The 24,456-nt window shown below is 43.5% G+C and carries 17 protein-coding genes and 7 pseudogenes; 8 read left to right on the top strand and 16 right to left on the bottom strand.

The window, feature by feature from the left end:
* Nucleotides 1-3: 3 nt before the first annotated feature.
* From UA76_RS07955 to UA76_RS07950, 3 genes and pseudogenes are all read left to right on the top strand, one after another.
* Nucleotides 4-1,208, top strand: a pseudogene (locus UA76_RS07955) (conjugal transfer protein TraF).
* Nucleotides 1,209-1,287: 79 nt separating this feature from the next.
* Nucleotides 1,288-1,440 (top strand): YoaH family protein, encoded by a 153-nt coding sequence (locus UA76_RS22955; protein ID WP_075202551.1) that lies wholly within the window; start codon nucleotides 1,288-1,290, stop codon nucleotides 1,438-1,440.
* 396 nt (nucleotides 1,441-1,836) lie between these two features.
* Nucleotides 1,837-2,328, top strand: coding sequence for a tetratricopeptide repeat protein (locus tag UA76_RS07950; protein ID WP_047044706.1), 492 nt, complete (start codon nucleotides 1,837-1,839; stop codon nucleotides 2,326-2,328).
* Between the two features lie 237 nt (nucleotides 2,329-2,565).
* Here UA76_RS07950 and yciH read toward each other — a convergent pair whose 3' ends face one another.
* The gene (yciH, locus tag UA76_RS07945) at nucleotides 2,566-2,877 is read right to left on the bottom strand and encodes a stress response translation initiation inhibitor YciH (protein WP_047044704.1); all 312 of its coding nucleotides are present in this window, start codon (nucleotides 2,875-2,877) and stop codon (nucleotides 2,566-2,568) included.
* Between the two features lie 6 nt (nucleotides 2,878-2,883).
* A complete protein-coding gene (locus tag UA76_RS07940) occupies nucleotides 2,884-3,258 on the bottom strand; it encodes a DUF3319 domain-containing protein (RefSeq protein ID WP_047044701.1) in 375 nt (124 codons plus the stop codon).
* A 105-nt stretch (nucleotides 3,259-3,363) separates the two neighbouring features.
* Between UA76_RS07940 and UA76_RS07935 the strand changes: the two genes are divergently transcribed.
* Complete coding sequence (locus UA76_RS07935) at nucleotides 3,364-4,320, top strand: tyrosine-type recombinase/integrase (protein ID WP_047044699.1); 957 nt, start codon at nucleotides 3,364-3,366, stop codon at nucleotides 4,318-4,320.
* Here UA76_RS07935 and UA76_RS07930 read toward each other — a convergent pair.
* On the bottom strand, nucleotides 4,317-5,306 hold the full coding sequence (locus tag UA76_RS07930; protein ID WP_047044696.1) for a D-alanine--D-alanine ligase: 990 nt from the start codon (nucleotides 5,304-5,306) through the stop codon (nucleotides 4,317-4,319). The genes UA76_RS07935 and UA76_RS07930 overlap by 4 nt on opposite strands.
* A 167-nt stretch (nucleotides 5,307-5,473) precedes the next feature.
* Nucleotides 5,474-6,031: an SPOR domain-containing protein gene (locus UA76_RS07925; RefSeq protein ID WP_047044694.1), complete on the bottom strand. Its 558-nt coding sequence runs from the start codon at nucleotides 6,029-6,031 to the stop codon at nucleotides 5,474-5,476.
* Between the two features lie 219 nt (nucleotides 6,032-6,250).
* Here UA76_RS07925 and UA76_RS07920 point away from each other — a divergent pair.
* A pseudogene (locus UA76_RS07920) lies at nucleotides 6,251-8,934 on the top strand (bifunctional acetate--CoA ligase family protein/GNAT family N-acetyltransferase).
* 51 nt (nucleotides 8,935-8,985) lie between these two features.
* On the opposite strand, the gene UA76_RS07915 reads toward UA76_RS07920, so the two are convergent.
* The 5 genes and pseudogenes from UA76_RS07915 to UA76_RS07900 all read right to left on the bottom strand — a co-directional run bounded on the left by UA76_RS07915 (nucleotide 8,986) and on the right by UA76_RS07900 (nucleotide 13,072).
* Complete coding sequence (locus UA76_RS07915; RefSeq protein WP_047044690.1) at nucleotides 8,986-9,873, bottom strand: LysR family transcriptional regulator; 888 nt, start codon at nucleotides 9,871-9,873, stop codon at nucleotides 8,986-8,988.
* Nucleotides 9,874-10,302: 429 nt separating this feature from the next.
* The gene (locus tag UA76_RS07910) at nucleotides 10,303-10,554 is read right to left on the bottom strand and encodes a hypothetical protein (protein ID WP_047044689.1); all 252 of its coding nucleotides are present in this window, start codon (nucleotides 10,552-10,554) and stop codon (nucleotides 10,303-10,305) included.
* Nucleotides 10,547-12,249: pseudogene (locus tag UA76_RS07905) on the bottom strand (SgrR family transcriptional regulator). The gene UA76_RS07910 and the pseudogene UA76_RS07905 overlap by 8 nt, the downstream one beginning before the upstream one ends.
* A gap of 159 nt (nucleotides 12,250-12,408) precedes the next feature.
* A pseudogene (locus tag UA76_RS22950) lies at nucleotides 12,409-12,638 on the bottom strand (DUF3389 family protein).
* A gap of 8 nt (nucleotides 12,639-12,646) precedes the next feature.
* On the bottom strand, nucleotides 12,647-13,072 hold the full coding sequence (locus UA76_RS07900) for a hotdog fold thioesterase (RefSeq protein WP_047044687.1): 426 nt from the start codon (nucleotides 13,070-13,072) through the stop codon (nucleotides 12,647-12,649).
* 84 nt (nucleotides 13,073-13,156) lie between these two features.
* On the opposite strand from UA76_RS07900, the gene UA76_RS07895 reads away from it, so the two are divergent.
* The gene (locus tag UA76_RS07895) at nucleotides 13,157-13,948 is read left to right on the top strand and encodes a M48 family metallopeptidase (protein WP_047044686.1); all 792 of its coding nucleotides are present in this window, start codon (nucleotides 13,157-13,159) and stop codon (nucleotides 13,946-13,948) included.
* Between the two features lie 38 nt (nucleotides 13,949-13,986).
* Here the strand turns inward: UA76_RS07895 and UA76_RS07890 are convergent, their stop codons facing one another.
* Nucleotides 13,987-15,069: a site-2 protease family protein gene (locus tag UA76_RS07890; RefSeq protein ID WP_047044684.1), complete on the bottom strand. Its 1,083-nt coding sequence runs from the start codon at nucleotides 15,067-15,069 to the stop codon at nucleotides 13,987-13,989.
* A gap of 214 nt (nucleotides 15,070-15,283) precedes the next feature.
* Here UA76_RS07890 and UA76_RS07885 point away from each other — a divergent pair.
* Nucleotides 15,284-15,840: pseudogene (locus UA76_RS07885) on the top strand (PhnA domain-containing protein).
* Nucleotides 15,841-15,899: 59 nt separating this feature from the next.
* Here the strand turns inward: UA76_RS07885 and UA76_RS07880 are convergent.
* The 4 genes and pseudogenes from UA76_RS07880 to UA76_RS07865 all read right to left on the bottom strand — a co-directional run bounded on the left by UA76_RS07880 (nucleotide 15,900) and on the right by UA76_RS07865 (nucleotide 20,357).
* Nucleotides 15,900-16,598: a DUF1223 domain-containing protein gene (locus UA76_RS07880; RefSeq protein WP_047044681.1), complete on the bottom strand. Its 699-nt coding sequence runs from the start codon at nucleotides 16,596-16,598 to the stop codon at nucleotides 15,900-15,902.
* A gap of 136 nt (nucleotides 16,599-16,734) precedes the next feature.
* Nucleotides 16,735-16,926, bottom strand: coding sequence for a DUF1127 domain-containing protein (locus UA76_RS07875; RefSeq protein WP_047044678.1), 192 nt, complete (start codon nucleotides 16,924-16,926; stop codon nucleotides 16,735-16,737).
* Nucleotides 16,927-17,220: 294 nt separating this feature from the next.
* Nucleotides 17,221-18,170: pseudogene (locus tag UA76_RS07870) on the bottom strand (TerC/Alx family metal homeostasis membrane protein).
* A gap of 438 nt (nucleotides 18,171-18,608) precedes the next feature.
* A complete protein-coding gene (locus UA76_RS07865) occupies nucleotides 18,609-20,357 on the bottom strand; it encodes a bifunctional metallophosphatase/5'-nucleotidase (protein WP_157617602.1) in 1,749 nt (582 codons plus the stop codon).
* A 251-nt stretch (nucleotides 20,358-20,608) separates the two neighbouring features.
* On the opposite strand from UA76_RS07865, the pseudogene UA76_RS07860 reads away from it, so the two are divergent.
* A pseudogene (locus UA76_RS07860) lies at nucleotides 20,609-22,239 on the top strand (ATP-dependent endonuclease).
* Between the two features lie 90 nt (nucleotides 22,240-22,329).
* On the opposite strand, the gene UA76_RS25425 reads toward UA76_RS07860, so the two are convergent.
* Nucleotides 22,330-23,760, bottom strand: a complete 1,431-nt coding sequence (locus UA76_RS25425; protein ID WP_337588519.1) for an ATP-binding protein — start codon at nucleotides 23,758-23,760, stop codon at nucleotides 22,330-22,332.
* Nucleotides 23,664-24,440, bottom strand: coding sequence for a LuxQ periplasmic sensor domain-containing protein (locus UA76_RS25420; protein WP_337588518.1), 777 nt, complete (start codon nucleotides 24,438-24,440; stop codon nucleotides 23,664-23,666). The genes UA76_RS25425 and UA76_RS25420 overlap by 97 nt, the downstream gene beginning before the upstream one ends.
* Nucleotides 24,441-24,456: the final 16 nt, after the last annotated feature.

The raw sequence follows: 24,456 nt of genomic DNA, 5'->3' as shown, positions 1-24,456 counted from the left end.
GTTATGAAAAATACCATAAAATTACTATCGCTTTCTGTCGCACTTGCCGCTTCATCCTCTTACGCAGCCAACTACGCTATTGAAGCTCGTGGCGATGCGATGGGCGGAACCGGTGTCGTTTCTGCCAATTTTCTGACTGCTCCTTTTTACAATCCAGCTTTAGTCGCAATCTACCGTCGTAATGATGATGTAGGTATGATCATTCCAAGTTTTGGTTTGAGCTACAGTGATGAACATAACTTAGTTGACGACTTAGACTATACCGCAGGTTTGATCGATCAAATCAGTGGTGGCGACTACAGTAATATCGGTGAGGTGCAAGGCGCGCTTGACTCATTGGAAGGTGATAAAGCCGGGCTTGAGTTAGGCGGTGTTATCGCATTCGCTATCCCAAACCAATATATTGCTGCTAACGTTTTCGGCAAAGCTTACACAGAGTCTTTTGCTGAAGCCGATATCTACACTGGTGCAAATTCTGTTATCCCAATTGACGGTATTAATACAGCAGTCAATGCAGAACTTAGTGCGGTTAATGCGGTTGCTATCGGTGTGACTGAAGTCGGTATCTCGCTAGCGAAATACCAAACGTTTTTAGGTCAACATATTGCGTTCGGTGTGACACCAAAACTTCAGCGTATCTACACGTATGTCTACTCAGCGAATTTAGAAAGCTACGACATCACGGATATTCGTGAAAATGGCACGGGTGAAACCATGCTTAACTTCGACGCAGGCTTTCTTTGGTTCCATGGTCCGCTACGTGTTGGTTTTGCAGCCACGAACTTAGTTTCCAGAGACATCCAAACCAAACGCCTTTCTTATAGTGTTCAATCTGAGATAGACCCAACTCAAAGTCGGGATTTCGACCTACAACATTCATATCAAATGAAACCGCAATACACAGTCGGTGTTGGTTTAATTGGCGATTACGCTGCTATCAGCGTTGACTACGATCTTAACGAAGAGAAGAAGTTCACCAGTTTCAACGACAACGTACAGATGCTAAGGGTAGGGGCGAGATTGACATCATGCGCCAACTCAAACTAAGAGCGGGTTACAAAACAAACTTAGCGTATGATGATTCCGACGGCGTAATCACGGCTGGCGTGGGTATCTCACCTTTGAACTTGTTCCAGCTTGATATTGGCGCAAGTTACAAGAACGAAAACTCAATGGGTGCCTACATTAATTTCTTAGGTAGTTACTAAAGCTTTAAACGCTAAGTTAAAGTAGCATCTGGTATCAAATTCGTTATATAGTTGGCTCCTCATTACAGGAGCCATTTTTATGTTTGATGATTTACCACCGCTAAGCCATGAAGAGCAGCAAAAAGCTGTAGAGCAAATTCAAGAATTGATGGCGCAAGGTATTAGTACGGCCGAAGCCATCAAAATCGTTGCCACCAAGATTCGAGAAGAAGCCGCAGCAAAAAAAGACTAAAAGGATAGGGCAGCAATCGCTGCCTTTTCTTTTGTCTATTGACGCACTATAACAAAATTATCATTTGATAATCTCACACATCAGAAAGCATACACTTTGTGAAAATTGCCTGTTAATCCACGCCTCTCTGTAGGGTCAAAACAAGGTCTCAAGCGAAATATGCATTGTTATTACAACATGTTACTGAAGAATAATCTTCTGTCTGGATTGCTACTTTGCATGCTTATGTAATTTAATTACAGTCTCTATATTTTGGTCATAAAGAGCCAGTTATATATTCTGCGGCTAGACATTGTCACTTTTAAATATTTCCTCTAAACATTATCTATCGGTTAATGAACTTGTTACTGTCGAACTGCGTAGTGATGACGAGTCAGTAATAAACGAGGTAGTTAGATGTCTAAATGGATGATTGCGTTATCAGCACTGTTAGTGGTCAATACGGTGGTTGCTGCAGGTTCTGGGGCAAGTCGGTCAAGTTATCTTTCTGGTGCAGAAAGAACTTACAACTCTGGCGTGAAGCTAATGCTCAACAAACAATTTGAGGATGCAGAAGTAAAATTTAGGAAGGCTATAGAACGCGATGAAGATTTCGCAAAGGCGCACAACAATCTTGCTTACACGTTACGCAAGCAAGGACGCGCTAACTTTGAAGAAGCTTTAAGCCATTACAACCGTGCAATCGAACTGGAGCCAAAGTTAGCGGAGCCGTATATGTATCGCGGCGTTCTTTATGTGCAGATGGATAAGCCCAATCTAGCCAAGGAAGACCTCGACACGCTAGCCCAGTTAGATTCGGATTTAGCTAAAGAACTACGCCACGTAATCGATCAAGGGCAAGAGAAAGCACCAGAACAGTTCTTTGGAGTGTCTAAGGCTGTAAAATAGCTGTCGATATGCGGCTGTGTTTGGGTTGGCGGTGGCTATTGACAGCCCTGTTGAATTACTATCACAGTGCGTATTATCTATCTTATGGTAAATGCAACATTCCAAATATAGAGCACGTGAGTGCTCTACTTTTACTATGGCTGAATCTGAGATGTTCTATTTAACATATGTAATTTACCATAAAATACTTAATAAACAGCTATTTAAATAAATTCAAACGCTGTTTATTAATCTGGCTTAGCCGCCAGCTAACTTAACTGTGTAGCCTTTCTTTTCCAAGAGCGCTTTGATCTTATCTCTCGCATCGCCTTGGATTTCGATTGTACCGTCTTTTACAGAACCGCCGCAGCCACATACTTTCTTAAGTTCAGCGGCTAAAAGTTTTAATGGTGCATCATCAAGGTCTAAACCGGTAACGATGGATACGCCTTTTCCTTTACGGCCTTTGGTTTGCTTTAAGATACGGACAATGCCATCGCCCTTAGGACGTTCAACTTTTTCTTCTTCTGGCTTGATTCTACCAACATCGGTTGAGTATACGAGAGTCATGGTTATCTACTTCTTCTGTTGCTCGGCTTTTTGTTTAGCAAGCAAGTATGCCTCGATATGCTTTTGCAGTCCAAGCTTACTTCCCTTTATTAGGCGCCCGTTAAAGAAACAATACCAGGCGTTTGCTTCACCGGTATCATTCTTGAGCGCAAAGCCATTGAAGTTCTCTTGTGCTGGTTGGCCGGACGCTTGTTTTTTCTGCCCAACTGAACTGAACTCACGAGGGTCAATGATGGTTGCTGTATCACAGAACCAATCAATACTTTTCTTAACAGCAGCCATGCTTCCACTTAATACGTGGTTTTTGATTTGAACTTGCCATACATCTGTACTGCTTGCAGCAGTTTTGAGGTTAAAACCTCTGTAAGTCGCAACAGCCATAATTAGTTATTCTTATCGTCCACAATGTATATTCTTAAATAATAATTGTAAATTCATGGTTATCAAGTATATTTGTCATAAATTAAAATGTTATAGTGCATTAGAATGAAAAAAGAGATACCACCTCTGACTTCTCCAGATGTTATTAAACGAACGATAACATTGTTCTCACATCTTGTTATCTTAGAAGACGTTGACGAGCTAACCCACGGTTTATACTCACGAAACTCATTACTTGCTATGACCAAGGATTGGAATCTCTTTGTAGAATTTTGCTTATCTAAAAGAGTACATCCACTGCCCGCCTCTTCTACAGCTGTACGCCTATTTTTAGAAAACGAATCCAAGCAACGAAAATACGCCACCATTAGGCGTTACGCGGTCACTATCGGTCTATTCCACCGAATCATTAGCCAACCTGACCCAACAACAAACCCACGTATTCGGCAGTGTTTAGCTGACTTACGGCTTAAAAAGAAAGGAGATGCAAAGCAAGCTGTTGCTTTTACTTCATCACATTTTCAGCTGCTCGTACAAAAATTGGCAAACAGTGAACGCAGTATCGATCATAGAAATCTTGCACTGGCAGGTATCATGTTTGAATGCGCGTTAAAACGCTCAGAAACCAAAAACTTGAGTGTATTTTCAATCAACATGGAAGACGCTTGCACAACCTTGCACATTGAAGCAACAACCTATCAGTTATCTGACACGTTAAGTGCCGTCGTTCGCAATTGGGTATCAGCACTTGGTGCGACCCAGGGCCCACTATTTAGAGCAATAGATCGCCACGGAAACATTGGTGAAGCCCCTATGGATGACTCGTCAATCTATCGGGCATTAAGAACGTTGGGTGAAATGATTGGAGGAGATTTTAAGTTCTCAGGACAGTCGTTAAGAATCGGTGCGGTAAGGGAGTTGGCCAGCCAAGGTCACAAGGTAAAAGATATTCAAGAGTTTGGACGTTGGTTAAGTCCAGCAATGCCTTATCAATATCTAGGAAACAAAGATAAGGCAGAGACTGAAAAAGTACAGTTTAAGACGATTAAACCTTGGGGTTAAACGACTGACGATTTAACGCAGTCAGCTAAGAACTCGTGGAACTGTGGCCCATGGTTCTGCAACATCTTTGGAAACATTGAAATCGGCGTCATCCCAGGGAAGGTATTGACCTCATTCAGATAAATATCACCATCCTCTGTTAGGAAGAAATCAATTCTCGATAGATGCCTTAAGCGCATTTGGGTAAATACACGCTCTGAATATGCTGCGATTTTATCTAAATGTTCTTGAGTTAAGTTTTTCGCTACAATTTCTGTCGTTGAGTGGCTGTCTGAACTGTATTTCTCTTCGTATGTATAGAACGCATCTACAGGCGCGATGACTTCACCAGGTGGTGTGATATGCAGCTTACCTTGATATTCGTATGCGGCAACTTCAAGCTCACGTGGTTTAACGGCTTTCTCGATAAGAACTTGATCTGAATAACCAAACGCATCGTTGATGGCCTTGCGCAATTCAGACTCTTGCGTCACTTTATAGCACCCTACTGATGAACCCTGTCTTGCCGCTTTAACGAACAAGCTTCCCCATTGCTCGAATGCTTTTAGCGAACGTTGGTAAGAACTTTCATCGTTGTTGGATAGAAAAACATAGGGCGTGTTAGCGATGCCAATCGCATCATACCAAAGCTTAGATGTGATCTTATTGAAACTGTTTGAACTTGCCTCAGACCCACAGCCTAGATAGGGAATGTTCGCAAGCTCAAGCATCGATTGAATGTCGCCGGTCTCACCTGGAAAGCCATGAATACAAGGTACAACGAAATCGATTTTGGTCGACGTGTTGTCACAGTTGATTGATGCACTATTGGTATCTAAATAGACCAATTGGTCTTGGTCATTAAACCACCCTTCTTTTTTCATCTCTACACGTAGCACGTTGAACGAAGGGTCAAGCGATAGCTGTGATTGAAGATAATTGGCAGAGACTAAAGAGACTTCGTGTTCTGATGAACCGCCGCCACATAAAAGAAGAATAGTGGTCATTGTTGAACGTTCCTAGGCAAAATTCGTTATGTATAGAGCCATCATAATCAATTTCCTATCGGCTTACACCGTGTAAACCCTAGCTAAATGTCAATTTACGATGAGTTTGATTAATTGATAGGCAATAAAAAGGGGCTTACGCCCCTTTCGTTTAATTTAGTCTCTGATTAGTTCAGTTTGTTTAACGTTGGATACTCAGAGTTCTTAATAGAGTCAATGCTCTTAACAAACGGTTTTAGCGATTTCAAATCACTTGGAAGAGCTTGGATTGCTTTGAGAGCATCAGTACGCGTTGCGTAATCACCGTACAATACGGTATACCACTTAGTGCCATTCACTACTTTGTAGTTTTCCCAGATTGGCTGCTCGTCAACAGGAAGCTTTTTCGCAAATGAATCTACCTTCGCTTGTGAACCAACCGCAACAACTTGGATGGTAAAGCCATAACGTGGATTCATTGCCACTTGCTTCTTAGTTGGTGGAATGATGGCCACAGCCGCTTCTTTTTTCATTGGTTCCGACTTAGCTGTGGTTTTGATCTCTTTCATCGCCACGTTTTCTTCAGAAATTCCTTCTGCTACACCCTGCTCTGTCATTACAGGCTGCTCTACTTGTTCGGTTTTATAGTCTTCGCGGTAGCTCTCTGAACTTACATCTGTTACGTACTCACCAGATGCACAAGCACCTAGTAAAACAGAAAAGCTAATAATCGTTATTTTTTTCATGAAATCGCCAAACACCTTGAATAGAAATTACTTTAAATCATGCCGTTAGAGCGGCATAGAATCAAGCACACTCACCAATTATATATCAATAGTGTGTGACTCACGGCACAAACCTGATGGCAAGTAAGCCAATTGAACAAGCTTGCCGATCCATAATCACACTAATCGAACCATTTTTGGTTTAGTGTAGTGCTATATCAACATTAAGCTAGGTAAGTTATGAACTTATTAACGTCACTGTTTAAGCCCAAGTCTGTTGCTGTTATTGGCGCCTCTTCTCAGCCTTTTCGTGCGGGGAATATCGTCATTAAAAACCTTCTCCAAGGCGGGTTTGAAGGCGCAATCATGCCTGTTACGCCCAAATACAGCACAGTTTGTGGTGTACTCGCCTATAAAAAGGTGTCTGACTTACCTTTAGTGCCTGATATTGCCGTGCTTTGTACCCATGCTTCGAGAAATCTAGAACTTTTTAAGCAGCTTGCAGAGAAAGAAGTGAAGAACGTAATTGTGCTGTCCTCTGACATGCACACCATCGATGAATCTGGACTATCTCTGCAGGCTCAATGTGTAGAGATTGCAAGAAAAGCCAAGATGAGAATTCTTGGCCCAAATAGTCTTGGCTTGATATTACCGTGGATTAACTTTAATGCCTCGTTTTCCCCAGTGACGGCTCAACAAGGAAAGATCGCCTTTATCTCTCAATCTGCCGCAGTTTGTACCACAGTATTGGATTGGGCCAATGATAAGAACATTGGTTTCTCAGCATTTATATCAATTGGTAACGCGTCCGACATCAACTTTGCCGACCTTTTAGACTACCTTAGTACCGATTCAAAAACAGAAGCGATCCTACTGTATGTCGACACCATTGATGATGCGCGGCGGTTTATGTCAGCAGCGCGTGCGGCATCCCGCAACCGACGGATATTGGTTCTAAAAGGTGGTCGAACTCGAGCAGGCAAGAAAGCGGCCAAAGCGCATACGGGGGTAACAATACGCTTGATATCATTTATGATTCCGCGATTCGCCGCACCGGTATGCTGCGAGTTAAAAACAACCATGAATTGTTTGCTGCGGTAGAGACGTTAACTCATTCAGTCCCATTGCGCGGTGAACGTTTGGCGATCATTACAAATGGTGGTGGCCCAGCGATTATGGCGGTGGATACGCTACTAGAGCGCGGTGGTAAGATGGCCAAGCTCGATGCGGAGCTCATAGACAAACTTAATAGCATATTGCCGAGTAGTTGGAGTAACCGAAACCCAATCGATCTTGTTGGTGATGCTGATCATACGCGTTACGTGATGGCACTGAATGCAGTGATGAACAGTGATTGTGCAGACGCCATTTTGATTATGCATAGCCCATCTGCAGTCGCTCATTCAGAGTTAACCGCGCAAGCCATTGTTGAAGCCATTAAGTCTCACCCTCGTCATAAACGCTTCAATATTTTGACGAATTGGTCTGGAGAACTGACAGCCAAACCGGCCAGAAACATATTCACTCAAGCGGGCATTCCTACTTATCGCACCCCTGAAAGTGCTGTGGTCGCTTTCATGCACTTGGTCGAGTACCGACGAAATCAAAAGCAATTGATGGAAACACCGACCACCGCTGAACAAATACACAGTACTGAGCTGACTAAAGCTAAAGACTGGATTGATATTAAGTTACAGGGTGACGAACTGGTAACCTTAGATACTCACCAGATTGGTTATTTCTTAAGGTGTTTTAACTTCGATGTGCTGCCAACATGGATTGCGTCTGACGCAAGTGAAGCGGTACACATTGCCGAAGAAATCGGCTATCCAGTCGCGGTTAAATTGCGTTCGCCAGACATTGCTCATAAGTCTGATGTGCAAGGTGTTATGCTCAACTTACGTAACAGTGCAGAAGTTGCCAGCGCGTCACAAGCTATTATTGATAGAACTAAACTCTCCTACCCGTCAGCCAACATTCATGGACTATTGGTTCAAGGAATGGCGAAACTCGCCGGTGGCGAAGAGATCCGTATCAAGGTAAAAACTGACGATACGTTCGGCCCCATCATACTCATTGGTCAGGGTGGTTCAGAGTGGGATGAATCCATTGACGCTGCCTCTGCTCTGCCACCACTGAACATGACGCTCGCACGCTACCTAATTGTAAGAGCGATTAAAGGTGGCAAGATTCGTCCACAGAAATTGCCTGATCCAATGAACATTGAAGGGCTGTCAGAATTCTTAGTGCGTATCTCACAAATGGTGGTAAGTTGCCCCCAAATGCATGAGCTGGATATACATCCAGTACTCGCTAATGGCGGCAAATTTACGATAATTGATGCCGACCTGACTTTACGAAAATATGAAGGTCATGCTCATGAACGCTTAGCGATACGCCCTTACCCCGTTGAGTTTGAAGAACAAGTCGTACTCAAGGATGGCGATGTTGCCTTGCTTCGCCCTATTTTGCCTGAGGATGAACCTAATCACGCTGACTTTATCAATAACGTCTCTAAAGAAGATTTGTACAAGCGCTTCTTTAGCGATGTGGGCGAGTTCAATCATGAAGCGCTAGCCAACCTCACTCAAATAGATTATGACCGCGAAATGGCGTTTGTCGCCGTTATCAATGAGGATGGAGAAGATAAGATCATTGGCGTTTCAAGGGCACTGATCACGCCGGACAACTCAGATGCGGAATTTGCGATTCTGATTCGCTCTGACTTAAAAGGGAAAGGGTTAGGTAAAGTTCTGATGAGTAAAATCATCGGCTACTGTAAGGCGAAAGGTACCAAGCAGTTATCAGGAATGACAATGCCTAACAACCGAGGCATGCTTACACTGGCACAAAAACTCGGTTTTAAGCTCGACATTCAGTTTGAAGATGGGACCGCAGATATGGTTTTACCGCTCAACGATTGATCAGCGGCAGTCAAACAATCTCGTTTTCTGATAATAGCCAGCACACGCTGGCTATTTTAATGCCCAATTTTTCTTTAGATACTGAATGCACCAAGATTTCGCTTCACCCATGGTATTGCGCTTCCAGGCCAAGACAATATCAATAGGCTGTGGATCGGTATCTGTTATTTGTTTGAGTTTTCCAGATGCGATGAGAGGCTCTGCAATTTGAATCGGTAACGTCCCTATCCCCAACCCTTCAATTAACGCATCAACTTTGGCAGCGAAGTTGGTCACGGTTAACCTAGGCTGTTTTTGCATAACGTTAATCGAAATGGCGGGCTGATCGATAGCCGTATCGGCAATCGCTATCACTCGATACTTCTCTCTAGCTTGCTCATTAAACTCACCACTGCGTTTATGTACATAGTGAGATTCAGCAGCAACCCACATCATAGACATGCTGCCTATCGTTTCGGCTTTGACATCCTGTGGCATGGAATCGACCCGCGGGCAAACAAGTAGATCAGAACGACCTGTCGCAAGAGATTCCCAGCAACCCGCTAATATCTCCTCTTGCAGACGGATGCGTGTTTTACTCAGTTGGCCAAGTGCATCGACTAATGGAAAGAAATTGTTAACAGGAATAATGCCGTCGAACGCAATCGTTAAGTCTAGTTCCCAACCGTTAGCAAGAATACTCGCGTCGGTGACCAGCTTTTCAGTGGCGGAAAGAATGATGCGCCCACGCTCTAGAATCAATTGACCAGCTTCAGTCAAAGTAGCTTTGTGCCCAGAGCGATCATAAATCGTGATGTCTAAATCTTGTTCGAGCTTTTGAATCTGATAGCTTAATGAAGATGTGGCGCGATTGAGTTCTTGCGCTGCCGCGGCAAAGCTGCCACGTCTATCAATGGCATCAATGATATGAAGTGCTTCTAACGTAATGGGACTTTGCATGCCGAACCTTATTCCGTGGTTTGTTATAAAAAGCGTAGCCTAAATCAATTTCTTAAGCGAACCGTCGAGAAACCGCTAAAAATAAAAAAGTCAGCATAATCGCTGACTTTTGCTTCTACTATCCAAATCTACAACAATTGGAGACTGTATGGAATGCTATTTGGCTGCGGCCATCTCTTTTTTAATCATTACTACTGAAGCAATAATAAATGCAATTACCAAACTGGATCCCATGAGTTTCTCCTATTTAAAATCAATCATTAACATAAGTTGTATCAAGTGAAACAAATTGTAACAGTTGTAGCGATGAAAGATACAATTTATTTATTAATTGCGCGAATTAATGGATCTAGATCAAAGGCCACAAAATCAACATTTATCGTGAGGATTAGGGCGCTGATTTTGTTGCATTAATGTTAATTTACAGATTCACTTCATGGTGACTTTACCACCTGAGAACTTAATGGCGGCTGTGCCTCTTATTAATGTTTTACGCCCAAATTCACTCTCACAGCCTGGGCATAGGCATTCACCGCTTGTGTAGTCAGTGACGATACGTTCGATAAAGCACTTAACGAGTGCGCCTTTTCCGCCTTTTCGATATTTGAATAGCTGAGTTCGACACTTCTTACAGAATATATCGACGGTACGACTTGGCCCCTTCTTGTTTGGTTTAGCCATTTAAGGCTCCGATTTCAGGTTTAACCCAAATCTGACTAAAATCGAACCATCCAAGCGCGTTACACTTTGCGTTTTGTAACGAACCGCATTGGTCTTTACTCACACCTAGCCAGCAATGGAACATTGGAATGATTTGATACGTATTTGCGAGCGTCGTTCCGATTTGCGTGGCTGGGAATGTTTCGATATCCCCACTTCGCCATTCGTCGATTAGCGTAACCATTTGTTCGAACGTGTCCGGCTGGCTCAGTTGCTCAATATCGCTGTAGTTGAGTAGCCAGCCAGCTAAGGCATCGTCTCTATCGGTAGCAATGCCCATCGGTTTCACCCATATATCCACGTTATCTGGCTCTTCTATAGTGAGATCGTACTTGATCAGTTCAACCTCTAGTTGATCCTGTTTCAAAATGGTCTTAATCGTATCTACCAGTGTCGGGAACGTCGGATGTTGCCCGTGGTAGGCCACCGTCACTTTCGCTTTGTGTGGCGCAGACTTAGGTAATCCGAACTGCTGGTGGTGATTCCATCCGGGTTTTAAGCCGTGAGCTGGGATGACACCTATTTCATTGAGCTTATCGAATGGGATATGTCTAAAGAGATTCAATGAACTGAGCTGTTGTGAAAAATATTCTGCCCAACGACAGTCTTTGGCTAATCCAGAGCGTCTATTCAATAACAAGAACGTGCAACCCGGATCGAGGGCAACATCTTCAGTCACAGTGGTTGTGTCCGGCTTTATCGGGCCGATAAACTAGGGAATACAATTGAAGAGTGCACTTCGTCAATGACCCATACCTCTACGCGGTCGATAAGCGGACGGAAGCCAAAGTAATTGTCGTTTGCTTGGATTACGAGGCGTTTCTCATCGTTCTGCATAACTTTGTATGGCCCAGTTCCGATCGGAAATGTATCGAACTGGTCACTGCGGTCAGCTTTAGGCAGTAATACCTTTGCGCAAGATTCCGTCAGCAAGAGCGGTAACTGTAAATCTGGCTTGTTAAGCTTGATATCCAACACCCAATCACTTGGTTCACTTAAACTCTCGATGTGCCCAAACAACCGTGTTGAGGAGAACTCTTTGATACTCTCAATGATGTCATCAACCGTTAAAGGTTGGCCGTTGTGAAAGCGTACACCAGGTCGAATGTAAAAACGCCAATGCTGCGGAGAGAGACTTTCCCAGCTGTGAGCTAAGTCAGGGCCCAGTTGATCGTTTTCATCGAGTCGTGTCAAACCACTGAATATTTGTCGTGCAATATGGAGCTCTGAGCGGCGCATCGGCTTAAGTGGGTTAAGCATTGAAAGCGCACGGTAATAAGGCAGCCTGACAACCTGTTCACCATGGTGATGCGATACACCCAAATAGCTTTCTACAACTTGTGATAACTTGGCGGTATCACGATCTAAAACGTTCAGCGCTTGCTCAATTTTGCCTTCTTCTAAATAACGACGGGCCAGATTTTCACTGACATCACTCCGGCTTCGCTTAAAAATCAGTTGCGAGAGCTTGCCTCGGCCTGCTGCGGGATGCCACTCAATCCAGCCCTCTTCTTCCATTTTATTGAGTACGATTCGAGCATTACGGCGAGTACAAAACAGAATCTCGGTAATATCATCGAGCTGGGCTCCAGAATCTTTACCATTGTAGTGTTCGAATAAGGTTTCAAATTGAACGCGAAGACGAGGACTGCTCATAAAGGGGAAATCTCAATAACTGCGATATACTGATAGTTTCCCCATTTTTGAAATAAGAGCAAGCAATACGATCGAAACTTTGATCTTTATGGAGAAAAGCTACTCAATGGCTTTCTACTCGACAACAATCCATTCAATAGCAAATTATTCGAAAGGAGTTTATTCAAAAGGGATACATAGCTCGTCGGATAGTGTTTGTAGCTGTTGTTCTGACAATTTAATCGACCATTTGGTATCATTGGCATTTGCCAATAGTACATTGGCCCCTTGCCTATCAGTGTTAGCGCGTCTGGATGAGCATGCAAACTAGCGCTGTGAGGGGCAGAAAGGCGCACCACCACTTCATGTGGCGTGACGATGATTTTTCCGTATTCAAACTCGATGACCATAATGTGCCCTACTTCTTTGGTCGCTTGACGGCAATGGTTAGACGACTCGTGCAGACTAAACGCTCTTGCTCATCCGTAATCTCTATCTGCCAAACTTGAGTCGATACGCCTAAATGAATCGGCGACGTTGTTCCAATCACAGTTCCGCTTTTCATAGCTCGAACATGGTTGGCGTTAATATCAAGGCCCACACAAAAAGCGCCGTCTTCTACGCACATATTAGCGGCAACAGAGCCCAAAGTTTCTGCTAATACGACGGAAGCGCCGCCATGTAACATGCCTAAAGGTTGATGTGTAAAACTGCACACGGGCATGGTTGCTGAAATACTATTTTCGGTGACGTTACAGTATTCGATATTCAAGTGCTCAATGAGCGTATTCTTTGATGTAGCGTTAAGTGTCGCGAGATCGAATTCACGCTTCCATATTGACATAGTGGTTTCCGTTTTAGTTCTCGACAGATAAAGTTATACAATAAAGCAAACCTGACGAGCCTGTAGTAAGACATGGAGTATCAAATGCGGCCTCAAATTCAATTACTTACCCTTTCTCTTTGCGCAGCATTGGTTGGATGCAGTTCATCGCCAACAGGAAGAAATCAACTCACCCTTTTTTCTGATCAAGATATGAGTAACTTGGGCGCTCAATCTTTCGAAGAGATGAAAAAGGAGATACCGCAGAGCAAGGATAAAGCGGTGATTAACTACGTGCAATGTGTAACTGACACAATCACTGCACATGTTCCAAAACAAAGTGCTTTTGACGAGTGGGAAGTGGTGGTATTTGAAAGTGATCAAGTTAATGCTTTCGCTTTGCCAGGTGGCAAGATAGGCGTTTACACGGGGCTTTTGAACGTAGCGGTTAACCAAGATCAGCTCGCAACCGTTATTGGCCACGAAATTGCACATGTTCTAGCGGATCACAGTAATGAACGATTGTCGCAATCGCAACTTGCCAGTACTGGCCTGCAGATCACAAGTGTCGCGCTTGGTGCTTCCGATTATGCCGAGTACCGCGACATGACAATGGCAGCGCTTGGAGTTGGTGTGCAATACGGCGTTATACTTCCGTATGGCCGAACGCAAGAATCAGAAGCCGATATCATTGGGTTACAGTTGATGTCAAAAGCTGGGTTTAACCCACGTGAGAGCGTGTCACTTTGGATGAATATGGCGAAAGCTTCCAATGGACAACAACCGCCTGAACTACTTTCGACCCACCCTTCTCATAGCACTCGGATTTCTGACTTAGAACAAGAGATGACGGTACTACCGAATTCAGATGAATCTAGGCCAAACTGCAAAGCCTAATTAAATGGGGAGCTATTTAGCTCCCCATCTTCGTTTCATTAGGTACCGAGAATCATCAGCGGCAGTTGCAACAGGGTGTCGCCCTTTGATGCAAAGTACCAAATAATGCCAATTAGCGCGCTTACCGTACCTAAATACCACCCAACAGTCACCAGTTGAGCATATCGGTTTAACGGCAACAGATGGCTAAAATACCTTTGCTTCCATTCTAAAACGATTTCAATTGTCCCCATGATTAGCAAAAATCCAAATAGTGTCAGACCAAGCCAATAGCTTATTGCTACACCCAGCGCGGCACCAGCTGTACAAAGCACGATACCAGTGACACTGTTCATCGAGAAACTGATACTTTTGAGAATGTGGCCACCATCCAAAGGCAGTATTGGTAATAGGTTGAATAAGTTTAAGAACGCATTGAATACAGCTAAGCCCGCAAAGAACATAGAACCCGTTATCCAATAAAGAATCATCAATACAATAGAGAGCATTAACCCAAAGAATGGCCCCATGATTGAGATAACGACGTCCTGCCAACGAGTGTTAATCTTTTCATCGCTTAATGCGAGTCCGCCAACGAAAGGAACAAGGTAAATCCCCTTTGTTCGCATACCAAAATACTTCATCGCTTTGATATGCCCATATTCATGAAATACCAGGCAAGCAATGAGCGCCAGTGCAAACTGAAACGAGAATAGCCACGAATACGCCGCAAGACTCACTGAAGCGAGAACCACTTTGATCATCTTGGCACTCTTTAGTGCCTTAAGTCCTAATGAAACGAGTCCTATCAGGCTAAATCGGCGCTCAGCTTTCGGTTCTACCGTCGGTGTTTGTCTCTCGATATCCTTTTCAACCCTTACCCCATCTTCAACTTGCTCGCCATTCACCATCACCCTGTATCCTAAGTGGAATGGCTGCCAAGATAGCTGAGCTTCTAGATGACACTCAATAGGTGTTTCCCCTTGCAATAGCCTAAAAGCATGTAGAGTACTATCGGTGCTATTGTCCGATTCATCGATTTGAGAGACTAAGGTATTGTCCCAATACAGTTGCTGCCAGCCAGCCAAAGAGCCTTCTAATCTGAGGGGTTTTCCAAACAGTTGTGTTGCGAGTAATTCCAATGTGCTACCAAGTAAGCGAGATTAACTTGCTGCGCATTATCCTATGTCTATGATTAGTGATAAAGGGCTGATATCCATAAACGCGTGCAAATAGTAGGTGACAGTGTGACGTTGTTTTACTCTTATTCCAATTCAGTTGCCTTTATTACTTTTATTTCATAAGAGAAAGTGGATAATAGGCGCGTAATTTAAACCTAATAATTGTGAGTCTTTTATGTCTTCTGAAGCAACTATGCTAGAGCGCTGTGGATCGAAATGTGAATTGTGTGGTTCGGATAACCCACTAACGGCTTACGCGGTACCACCGCATAGTCACGTAACGGTAGATACAGCTATCATGGTGTGTGACAAATGCTTGGGCGAAATCGATGAGCTCAAGACATCAACCACTGGCGCTGCCTTAACGACAGCATGTGGAGCCAAGTAGCAGCAGTTCAAGTAACGGCTTGGCGTCAGTTGACTCGTCTAAACGCAGAAAGCTGGGCGCAAGACGCGCTAGACATGATGTACATGGAAGAAGAACAAATGAACTGGGCAATGAAAGGTATGTCTGCAGACGACAAACCATTCGATTGCAACGGCGTTGAACTTAAAAAAGGTGATGACGTAACGGTAATCAAGGACCTTCCTGTTCGTGGTACTAACCAAGTAATCAAGCAAGGCACGGTAATTCGTGGTATCAGCATTGGTGATGACCCTAAACTGGTTTCAGGTAAAGCAAACGGCGGTCAGTCTATGTACGTAATCGCTGAGTTCTGTCGTAAGAAGTAACGGCATCCTACCCGAACTAATTAGACAAGGGCGCTCAATAGAGCGCCTTTTTGTTACTTCTATTCAATGCGCCCTGCTACCGTTTGAATTCTCTCAAAACTGCCAGCTGGCGAAACCCACGCGGCAACCGCATCGATGTCACTTAAGTTTCCATTGTATTCAAACGTCCATCGGCCTTCATTGGAGCGCCCCTGCTTTCTCGATGACGCAATGAAATCGTGCTCTAAGGTTTTACCGCGATTTTCGCCAGCTTTAATTATCGTTGTTTGGTCATTCACAATGAAAACGATGGTGGCATCTAGCGTAGCATCTGCATTGTACTTTAATTCGAACTCGTTGCCTTTTCGCACTAAGGTCAGTTGATGAGCTTCCTTCTGCTTATTTGCAGGAAGATCTCGGTTTATCCAATTGAAAAAACCTCGCCACTCTTGCCCGTCTACGACAAATCCCGGTGTATAGACGCTACCTACTACATCATACGCCTGATAAAGCCGCTGTAATTGTGAATATTCTGGCTTGGCGAACTCATCCTTCCAGCCTAAATAGTCCCAATAATCCACGTGATAGACAATTGGGATTATTTCCGACCACAGACCACTGTTGGTTTGAAGTTTGGAGATGTATTTATCGGCAGGCGGACAACTTGAGCATCCTTCAGAGGTAAATAGCTCGATCACTTGAGCGGGCTGTCCTTGATTCGTCCATATTTGACCTGTCGATATTGAGCTAACAACAGAGAGAGCGAGTAAAGCTGTCATTGGTGCATCCTTTCCGTCTTACCACGATTAAAGATATTGACCGCACCAAATTAGATTTACTTTCGTTGTGTTTAAAAACTGCAGACACAAAAAAGCCAGCTTAGATAAGCTGGCTTTTCAAATTCTTGATATTCAATTAGCGTGTTAGGCCAATGTCTTTCTGCATGTGATCAGATAGGTCGCTTGAGTAGTAAGCGCGAGGCTGACTATTGTCGACAAATAGAATATCTAATAAGTGTGCAATCAGTCCTTTGAAGTTAACCGAGTAGGTTTTCTTATCCATAGAGGTTGGTGCAGCGATTGTTTCGATGTGCATTGCTTGTGCCATGATTGCCTCTCTATAAATCTTTTCGTAATTCGCTTTGATGAATGAATATTAGGCCATTTTTTTACGTTTAAATAATGACAAATCTTGGATATTCGAATTAGATTTTCTTATTTTACAATCTATTAACTCATGCAGTTTTGCTATATTCATTCTTAAGGGTTATTTTCGACTAAAACTCGTTAAATAGTGAATTTATATACATACGAAAGACATTATAGATTGAGTTTGATACAAATATTTTACAAGAAAATGCAGGAAAGCCCTCCAATGACTAGAGGGCTTCCATTAGCTGAGTTAACCTAAGTCAGGTGATTGTTTTAATGACTTCTGTTTTTGTATAGAAGCGATAACCGCAACTGTCATAGTCAGTAGAAGCACTGACAGGGACAACCAAGTTGGTACTTCATATGGTGTGCCTATCAAACACATTTTTACACCGATGAATACCATGATGAAGGACAGTGCTGGCTTTAAGTAAACGAACTTATCCATCATGTTTTGAAGTACAAAGTACAAGGAACGTAAACCTAACAGTGCGAATACGTTAGCTGCGAGTACTAAGTATGGTTCACGGGTTACAGCAAATATTGCCGGTATTGAGTCCAATGCAAACATGACATCCATACAAGCAATAACACCAATCACGATAAACATTGGCGTTGCGACACGTTTACCGTTCTCTTTACTAAACAGCTTGTTGCCATCGTAATTCTCAGACACTGGCATTAAACGTCTTACAAGCTTTTCAGGAAGCGGGCTTACATGGCTATCGCTTTATCTGTCGCTAACTGGATACCAGTCCAAATCAAGAATGCAGCAAACACATAGAGTACCCAATGGTACTGCTCTAGCAGTTGTGCCCCCACTGCGATCATGATTGCTCTTAGCACCAAAGCACCAATTACACCCCAAAGTAGCGCTCTCGGACGCAAATGTTCTGGCACTGCGTATTGATGGAAGATAATTGCGAATACAAATAAGTTGTCCACGCTCAGAGACTTCTCTAGCAGGTAGCCAGTAACAAACGACAAGGTAGCTGCTTGCGGCGTGTAATCACTGCCAGGTACGAACCAATCCCAGTAAAGGTAAAGTACTCCGGCGAATACAAACGCTAGACCGAACCAGAATACACTCCAAGTAATAGCTTTTTTTAGCGAGATAGCGCCGCCTCTTGTTTGCCAAATATCAATGCAAACTAAAGAGAAAGTGAAGACAGCAAATAATAGGTAATGAGTTAGAGTCATAGATCCTCCAAGGCGAAAGATCTATTTTGGTAAGTCAGACCTTTCGCAAACATAACGCGCTTCGCATCGTACTCCCGCTGCATTAATGCAGGATGAGAACAAAACGAAACCATGATTGCGTTGGTCTTGTCGAAGATAAGAACAACTTCTTACCTTATACTTACCGGATAAGCGAACGCTTAACGAGATGACGATAAGTAAACCAAAGGCGACTACTCCCCAAACAGGCGCGATTCTATTCCTGCTTTTTGAGTTCGTCTAGTGAAAAAATAAAAATGGAGCAAAATAATTGCTCCATTTGAAACCTAAACGCCAGCTAAGGGCATGAAATAGACGAGTAACGCCCAAACACTAATCCAAAGAAAAACGACTCCGATATCTAACCAATCTTTACTCCACATTGTGTCTGTCTCCGATTTAAGTTAATCGAAGAAAAAACTAGCAACCTTTATGCCATATACTATTTACCATATGAGAAGATTGGTTGAGCCTGTTTGGCTGGTCTGTGAGCAGTTCAATGAAACAGTCAGCCATGGATAAGTTAGTCACCACGGGATCAGACTCCACATTTACAACTGCGTCGTAACCTTCCTTACCTTTCATGGTATACGCGGATGAAGCGCCACGATAAATCTGCTCTGGTTGAACCTGTTCCCAACCCGTTTCTTCGTTATAAATCTTCAGGTTAGTGACGCGACTGCCCATTGGCGCATCGGCGATATACTCGAAGTTTAGATTGTGTGTGTAAGGATAAGAACCAGACCCAGTACCTTCGACGCCGTTGTTAAATGCATTATTAATGGCCCCTTCTAGTACCAGAGCAAGTGTTGCCCCTGTGACTTGATACATGCCGATCGGAACGGCAAACGGAAGCAATTTTCCGGCAACATCGGCAACGGTAATATCACCTTCATTTAGTGACGTTCTCACCCCACCTGCATTATGAATAGCAAATTGAACGTCATAGTGTCGCTTATTCATGGCGTAATAAAACGACTCACAAACCAAAGGCGCGACTTCGCTAGGCCCATGAGCATCTGGAATGCGTATGTGACGCAACGGCTGGTTGTTTGTCGCGATAATGGTCGACTGTAGTTTCCTAACTCTTGGGATGTACTTATCTGCAAGAATCTTATGAACATCAGGATCTTTTTTACATACTACGACGTTATTGTGATTGTTGAGTAACTCACAGGCTTGATGGTAACTCGAATCCTCTCCTACTTGGCTCATGCTCGCATTCAAAAAGAGTCGACGCCCTAGTAACAGTTCATTCTTACCGACAAACTTGGTGATCGTTCCATCAGCAGCAAAGTCAATGTAAGCATGACCCATTGTAAGCGAGTGAAACCCTGCTTGAAGTACTCTTGTACCATTGACTAACAATCCATATTCGTCACCTTGACCTAAACCGATGTCGCTGAAGTCCCCTTGCAAGTGATGGCTGTGCCCACCGATAATTAGACTTAACCCCGAGACCTTTTCCGCGAGTTCAAGGTCGGCATCGTAACCTAGGTGACTCAATAAAATAATCTTGTTTACACCAAGTGCGTTTAACGTCGATATTGTCTTCCTTGCGGTTTTTTCCGCATTCACAAACGGTGTATCTGCATCAGGGTTGGAAATGTCAGACATCTTGTCGAGAGATAATCCGAATATGGCAATGGGTTCGCCATCAACTTCCTTAATAATCCACTTCGCTGTTTTGGTGTTTGGTGCGTAATCGTACACATTGTCGACGCCTTTTAGCGTGTAAGGCTTAGACTGGCACTCATGGGATAGATCCCAGTTACCTGCTAACAGTGGGAAGTTGACCTTTTGAACGAACTTCGCCACGGGCTCGTTGCCCATGTCGAGTTCGTGATTACCCAGTGCCATGGCGTCAATTTCAAGAGCATTGAGCATTTCAGCATTGGCTTTGCCTTTAAATAGCGAAAAATATAACGTTCCTTGGAAGCAATCACCGGCATGAAGAAACAGAAATCCGGAGTTCATGCGTTTAGCATCGTCGCGCAGTTGGTGGGCTCTCGTTGCTATTCGAGCAAAACCACCGGCACTGACATAAGGCGTCACAGGTTGATCATCAACCTCTAGTGTTAATTGTAAGGAAGTAGGCTCAAAATATGAATGGGTGTCATTAATATGGGCTAGTACGAGTCTGGCGCTTCTATTTTCTTTTCTTTTCATCATCATTTTTTCTCTTCTACTCCTCTTCATCCTAGCCATAAAATAATGACAGATTCATGAATTTTATGAAATGCCAGTGCAAAGATTTTTAGAAAGTTTGAGCCCTGCCAAATGATTAACTGACTTAACACGAGAAGAATGTGACCTAAAATCCGCCATTATCGTCTTTTTTCAGTTATGCTTATTATTAGTTCCTAAACACAAAGCAAGTTAGTAACCCTCTAAATTTTATAGCAATATTGGGATTGCCTATGCAGTTAGAACGAATTGAAATTTCAGGATTCAGAGGTATTAAACGCCTCTCACTCGCCTTTGAAGAGCTCACAACGCTTATCGGAGAAAATACTTGGGGTAAATCTTCACTTCTCGACGCTTTGTCTGTCGTTTTGCCCGCTGACGGTATTCCTTATCAATTCGAAATGAGCGATTTTCACGTCGATTATTCGATTGCCCATCCGCAAACTCAGCATCTTCAAATTGTACTTACCTTATCGGCGTCGGATAAAAACGAAATAAGAGCCGGACGATATCGAAAAATTAAGCCTGTATGGGTCGAAGAGACGAAGGTATTAATAAGATCTACTATCAGATAAGTGCCATTCGAGACGGCTACGATATCGAAACACAATATACATTTTTAGATCGCTCCGGCAATACGCTTCCTTTGCACCATTCAGAAAAACTCGCCCAAGAATTGATGACCCTTCACCCGGTAATACGCCTACGCGATTCTAGACGGTTTGAAAGGCCGGTGGATACAGCCGCGAACGGGAACTCTCGAACAGAGAAGCGCATCAACAATACCTGTAGAAGGCTCATGGCAATTCCGGGGCATGTAAATAAAGGCGAGATAAGAAGTAGCCTTAACTCAATGAATTCGCTCGTTGAGCACTACTTCTCGTTTAAGCGCCAGTATCGTAAGAATCCTCGCCAGCAAAGAGATGGTTTGTTTTACAGCAAATCTGCTAATGAGAAGAGCCTCTCTCAAGTCGTTGAAGAGACCAATGACAAACAAACCCGATTACTTTTGATGGGTTTACTCAATGCTTATCTTCAAGCCAAAGGGCCAACGGATTTGCGTCGTTGCGCTAGACCATTATTGATACTGGAAGATCCCGAAGGGCGACTTCACCCAACTCATCTAGCTAGAGCGTGGAGTTTATTGCAACTGCTTCCAATGCAAAAGATCCTAACGACAAACAGCCCTGATCTACTTGGCCAAGTCCCGTTGTCAAGTATACGTCGTTTGGTTCGTCAATCTGATAAAACCATCGCCACTCAATTGCCTATCAAAGGCTTTGGAAAAGACGAACTTCGCCGTATAGGTTTCCACATTCGATTTCATCGCTCTGGGGCTTTGTTTGCGAGATGTTGGCTGCTAGTCGAAGGCGAAACTGAAGTATGGCTGTTCAACGAGTTAGCTAACCAGTGCGGCTATAACTTGGCCGCCGAAGGTGTGCAGATTATTGAGTTTGCCCAGTCCGGCTTAAAATCTTTAGTCAAGGTAGCTAAGGCGTTTGGTATTGACTGGCATGTGGTTACAGATGGAGATGCGGCTGGGAAAAAATACGCGGTCGCGGTTAAGAATCAACTTGAAAACGATCAAGAACGCCACAGGCTTACGGAACTACCGGATAAAGATATTGAGCACTACCTTTATGCCAACGGCTTCGAACCTTTTTTCAAGCAGATGATTAAAGTCCCGCTTGATCACCCTATTCCACCTAAAAAAGTTGTGACACGCGTACTGAAGAAATTCGCCAAACCAGATCTGGCCTTGGCTATTGTTCATTACTGTGAAGAACAAGGTCCGGAATGTATCCCCTTGCTAATCCGGTGGACGTTGAAACGCGTGGTGACAATGGCCAATGGTAATACCTAAAATGTGACCCGTTTAGTCGGAACCGTATTTGTCAACTCGAACGACTATCCGTTGATCACTGTTGAAGGAGGCTAAATTGCCGCCTTCGTTTTAAACAAAGTGCTCATTGAAGTGAACGAAAGCCTCATGGAGCGCCTTCTCTTTGATTGGCTTTATTATGATGTAATTAGCACCTGCCGCAATAAACGCATCTTTCGTTTCTTGCATACCATCTGCTGTACAAGCGTAGATTGGTGTCGTTAGTGACAGTTTTTCTCGGATAGTTTTTGTCGTTTCGATACCACCTAAATTAGGCAGTTGGTTATCCATGAGAATCAAATCGAACACCTTATCTCCAGACAAGGTTGAAATTGCTTGATTACCATCAGTTACCCACTCTACGTCCATTCCATACTTTAAACAGAATGCTTGAGCGATAAATGCGTTAGTGTGGTTATCCTCAACCAAAAGCACTGACAATTTACGAGAGAACAATGTTTTTTGCATATCAGGGTCTATCGTTGGTTTTAACGAAGACGCATGGCTTGAAACGGTCACTGGAATTGCGATACAGAAACAGGACCCTTTGCCCTTCTCACTGTCAACCGTAATACTGCCACCCAAGAGTTCAACAAGGTTTTGGACTATGGTTAAACCGAGGCCACTACCCCCGTATTCACGTGTAATGGTCGACTCGGCTTGAACGAAGGGTTCAAAAATCGAATCAATCCTATTTTGGTCGATCCCGATACCAGTATCCGTCACGTTTATATGCAGTTTTTCATTCGACTCAGATAGAGCAAGTTTTACTTTTACACTACCGCTGTGCGTGAATTTTACCGAGTTGCTGACCAAATTAATGAGTATTTGATTAAGCCTAACTTGGTCGCTAGAGATATGGGTGTCGTCAGCAAAATCAGCATTTACGTTAAGGTGAATACCTTTCTCTTCGCACAGTGGTGCGAATATCTTGGACACCGTATTCTTTAGCTCCATCAGGCGGAACTTATCTTGCTGAATATGAAACTTACCTTGCTCTAATTTAGAGAAGTCAAGAATGTCATTAAGTACTGCTAAGAGATGCTCACCACTGTTAATCAGAACATCAACATGTTCTTTTTCATTATCCGTTCTTAACTCGGCTTTTAGCAGTTGGGACACACCCAATATACCGTTTAATGGCGTTCGCAATTCATGGCTCATTTTAGCCAAGAAATCCGCTCGAACTCGCGCTGATTCCTCAGCTTCTTCACGGGCTTGTTGACTCTGGCGCTCAGCCTCTACCAAGCTCGTAATATCTTGTCCCTGAGCCACTACCATTTTCGGCTTATCATCAAATACAATTGGAGATAAGTTCCAACGGAAGACTTGCTCCCCAAGTGGGATGTTAACACCAGTTAGCGTTGCCCCTTGTGACGCCATTTGGATCTGTGGTAGCAACTTCTCTAGCATAATCTGGTAGGTATTGTCATCGACTTCGCTTGAGTTAAAGTAACGTTCAGCCGCAGGTTCATCTTCATCACACGACCATTCATGTCCCAAAACATGATTGGCAGAAGCGAGAAGTTAAACAAATCCTGAAACTGACGTTCTTTGTTGGTGAGTCGTTGAAAGGTTAATTCGAGAGCTTCCCCAATCTGTTGAAACTCGGAGATCGACGAGCCTTTATATTCATCAAGCTTACGATGCTCAACAGCATTCACCGTATAGTTCATCAACTCGGTAAGATCATGTGACACTTTGCGTCCCAACCAAAATCGCGTGCTGACAGCCAAAACGAACATACTGATAAAGGCGACAAATAACCAAAAATAGTGACTCCGCGTTAGAAGAGCCACGTGTTCGTTATTTTGAATCGAATAAATTGAAATAAACGTCGGCTTGGCGTTGATTGCTATATCCGTTTTGGCGACCAAAAATCGAGTTTGGTCGTGGTTTTCAGTGAAGTTATTAAGAAGGTCTTGGCTTGTGTAGTTTTCTTTATCCCTAACCGTTGACGCGACGACTTTACTTCCAACGGCAATAACGACGTTATCAGTGTTACTGCCATGTTTTACTGCCGAAGCCAGAGAAAAGTTGTTATTCAGGACAATTCCGACGTGTAAGCTCGCAAGCACCTCGCCCGTTGAAAGATCAATAATTGGCGTACGGCGCATCATGATATAGCGCAGTCCAAAGTCGGTATTTAAAGAAATCAAATGCCAATTATTACTAAGAGACATGGTCTCGACAAAGTCT

It is taken from the genome of Vibrio mexicanus (assembly GCF_001012815.1).
Taxonomy (GTDB): domain Bacteria; phylum Pseudomonadota; class Gammaproteobacteria; order Enterobacterales; family Vibrionaceae; genus Vibrio; species Vibrio mexicanus.
Note: the sequence above shows the minus strand (reverse complement) of the source record. Positions and strands in the feature narration are given on the sequence as shown.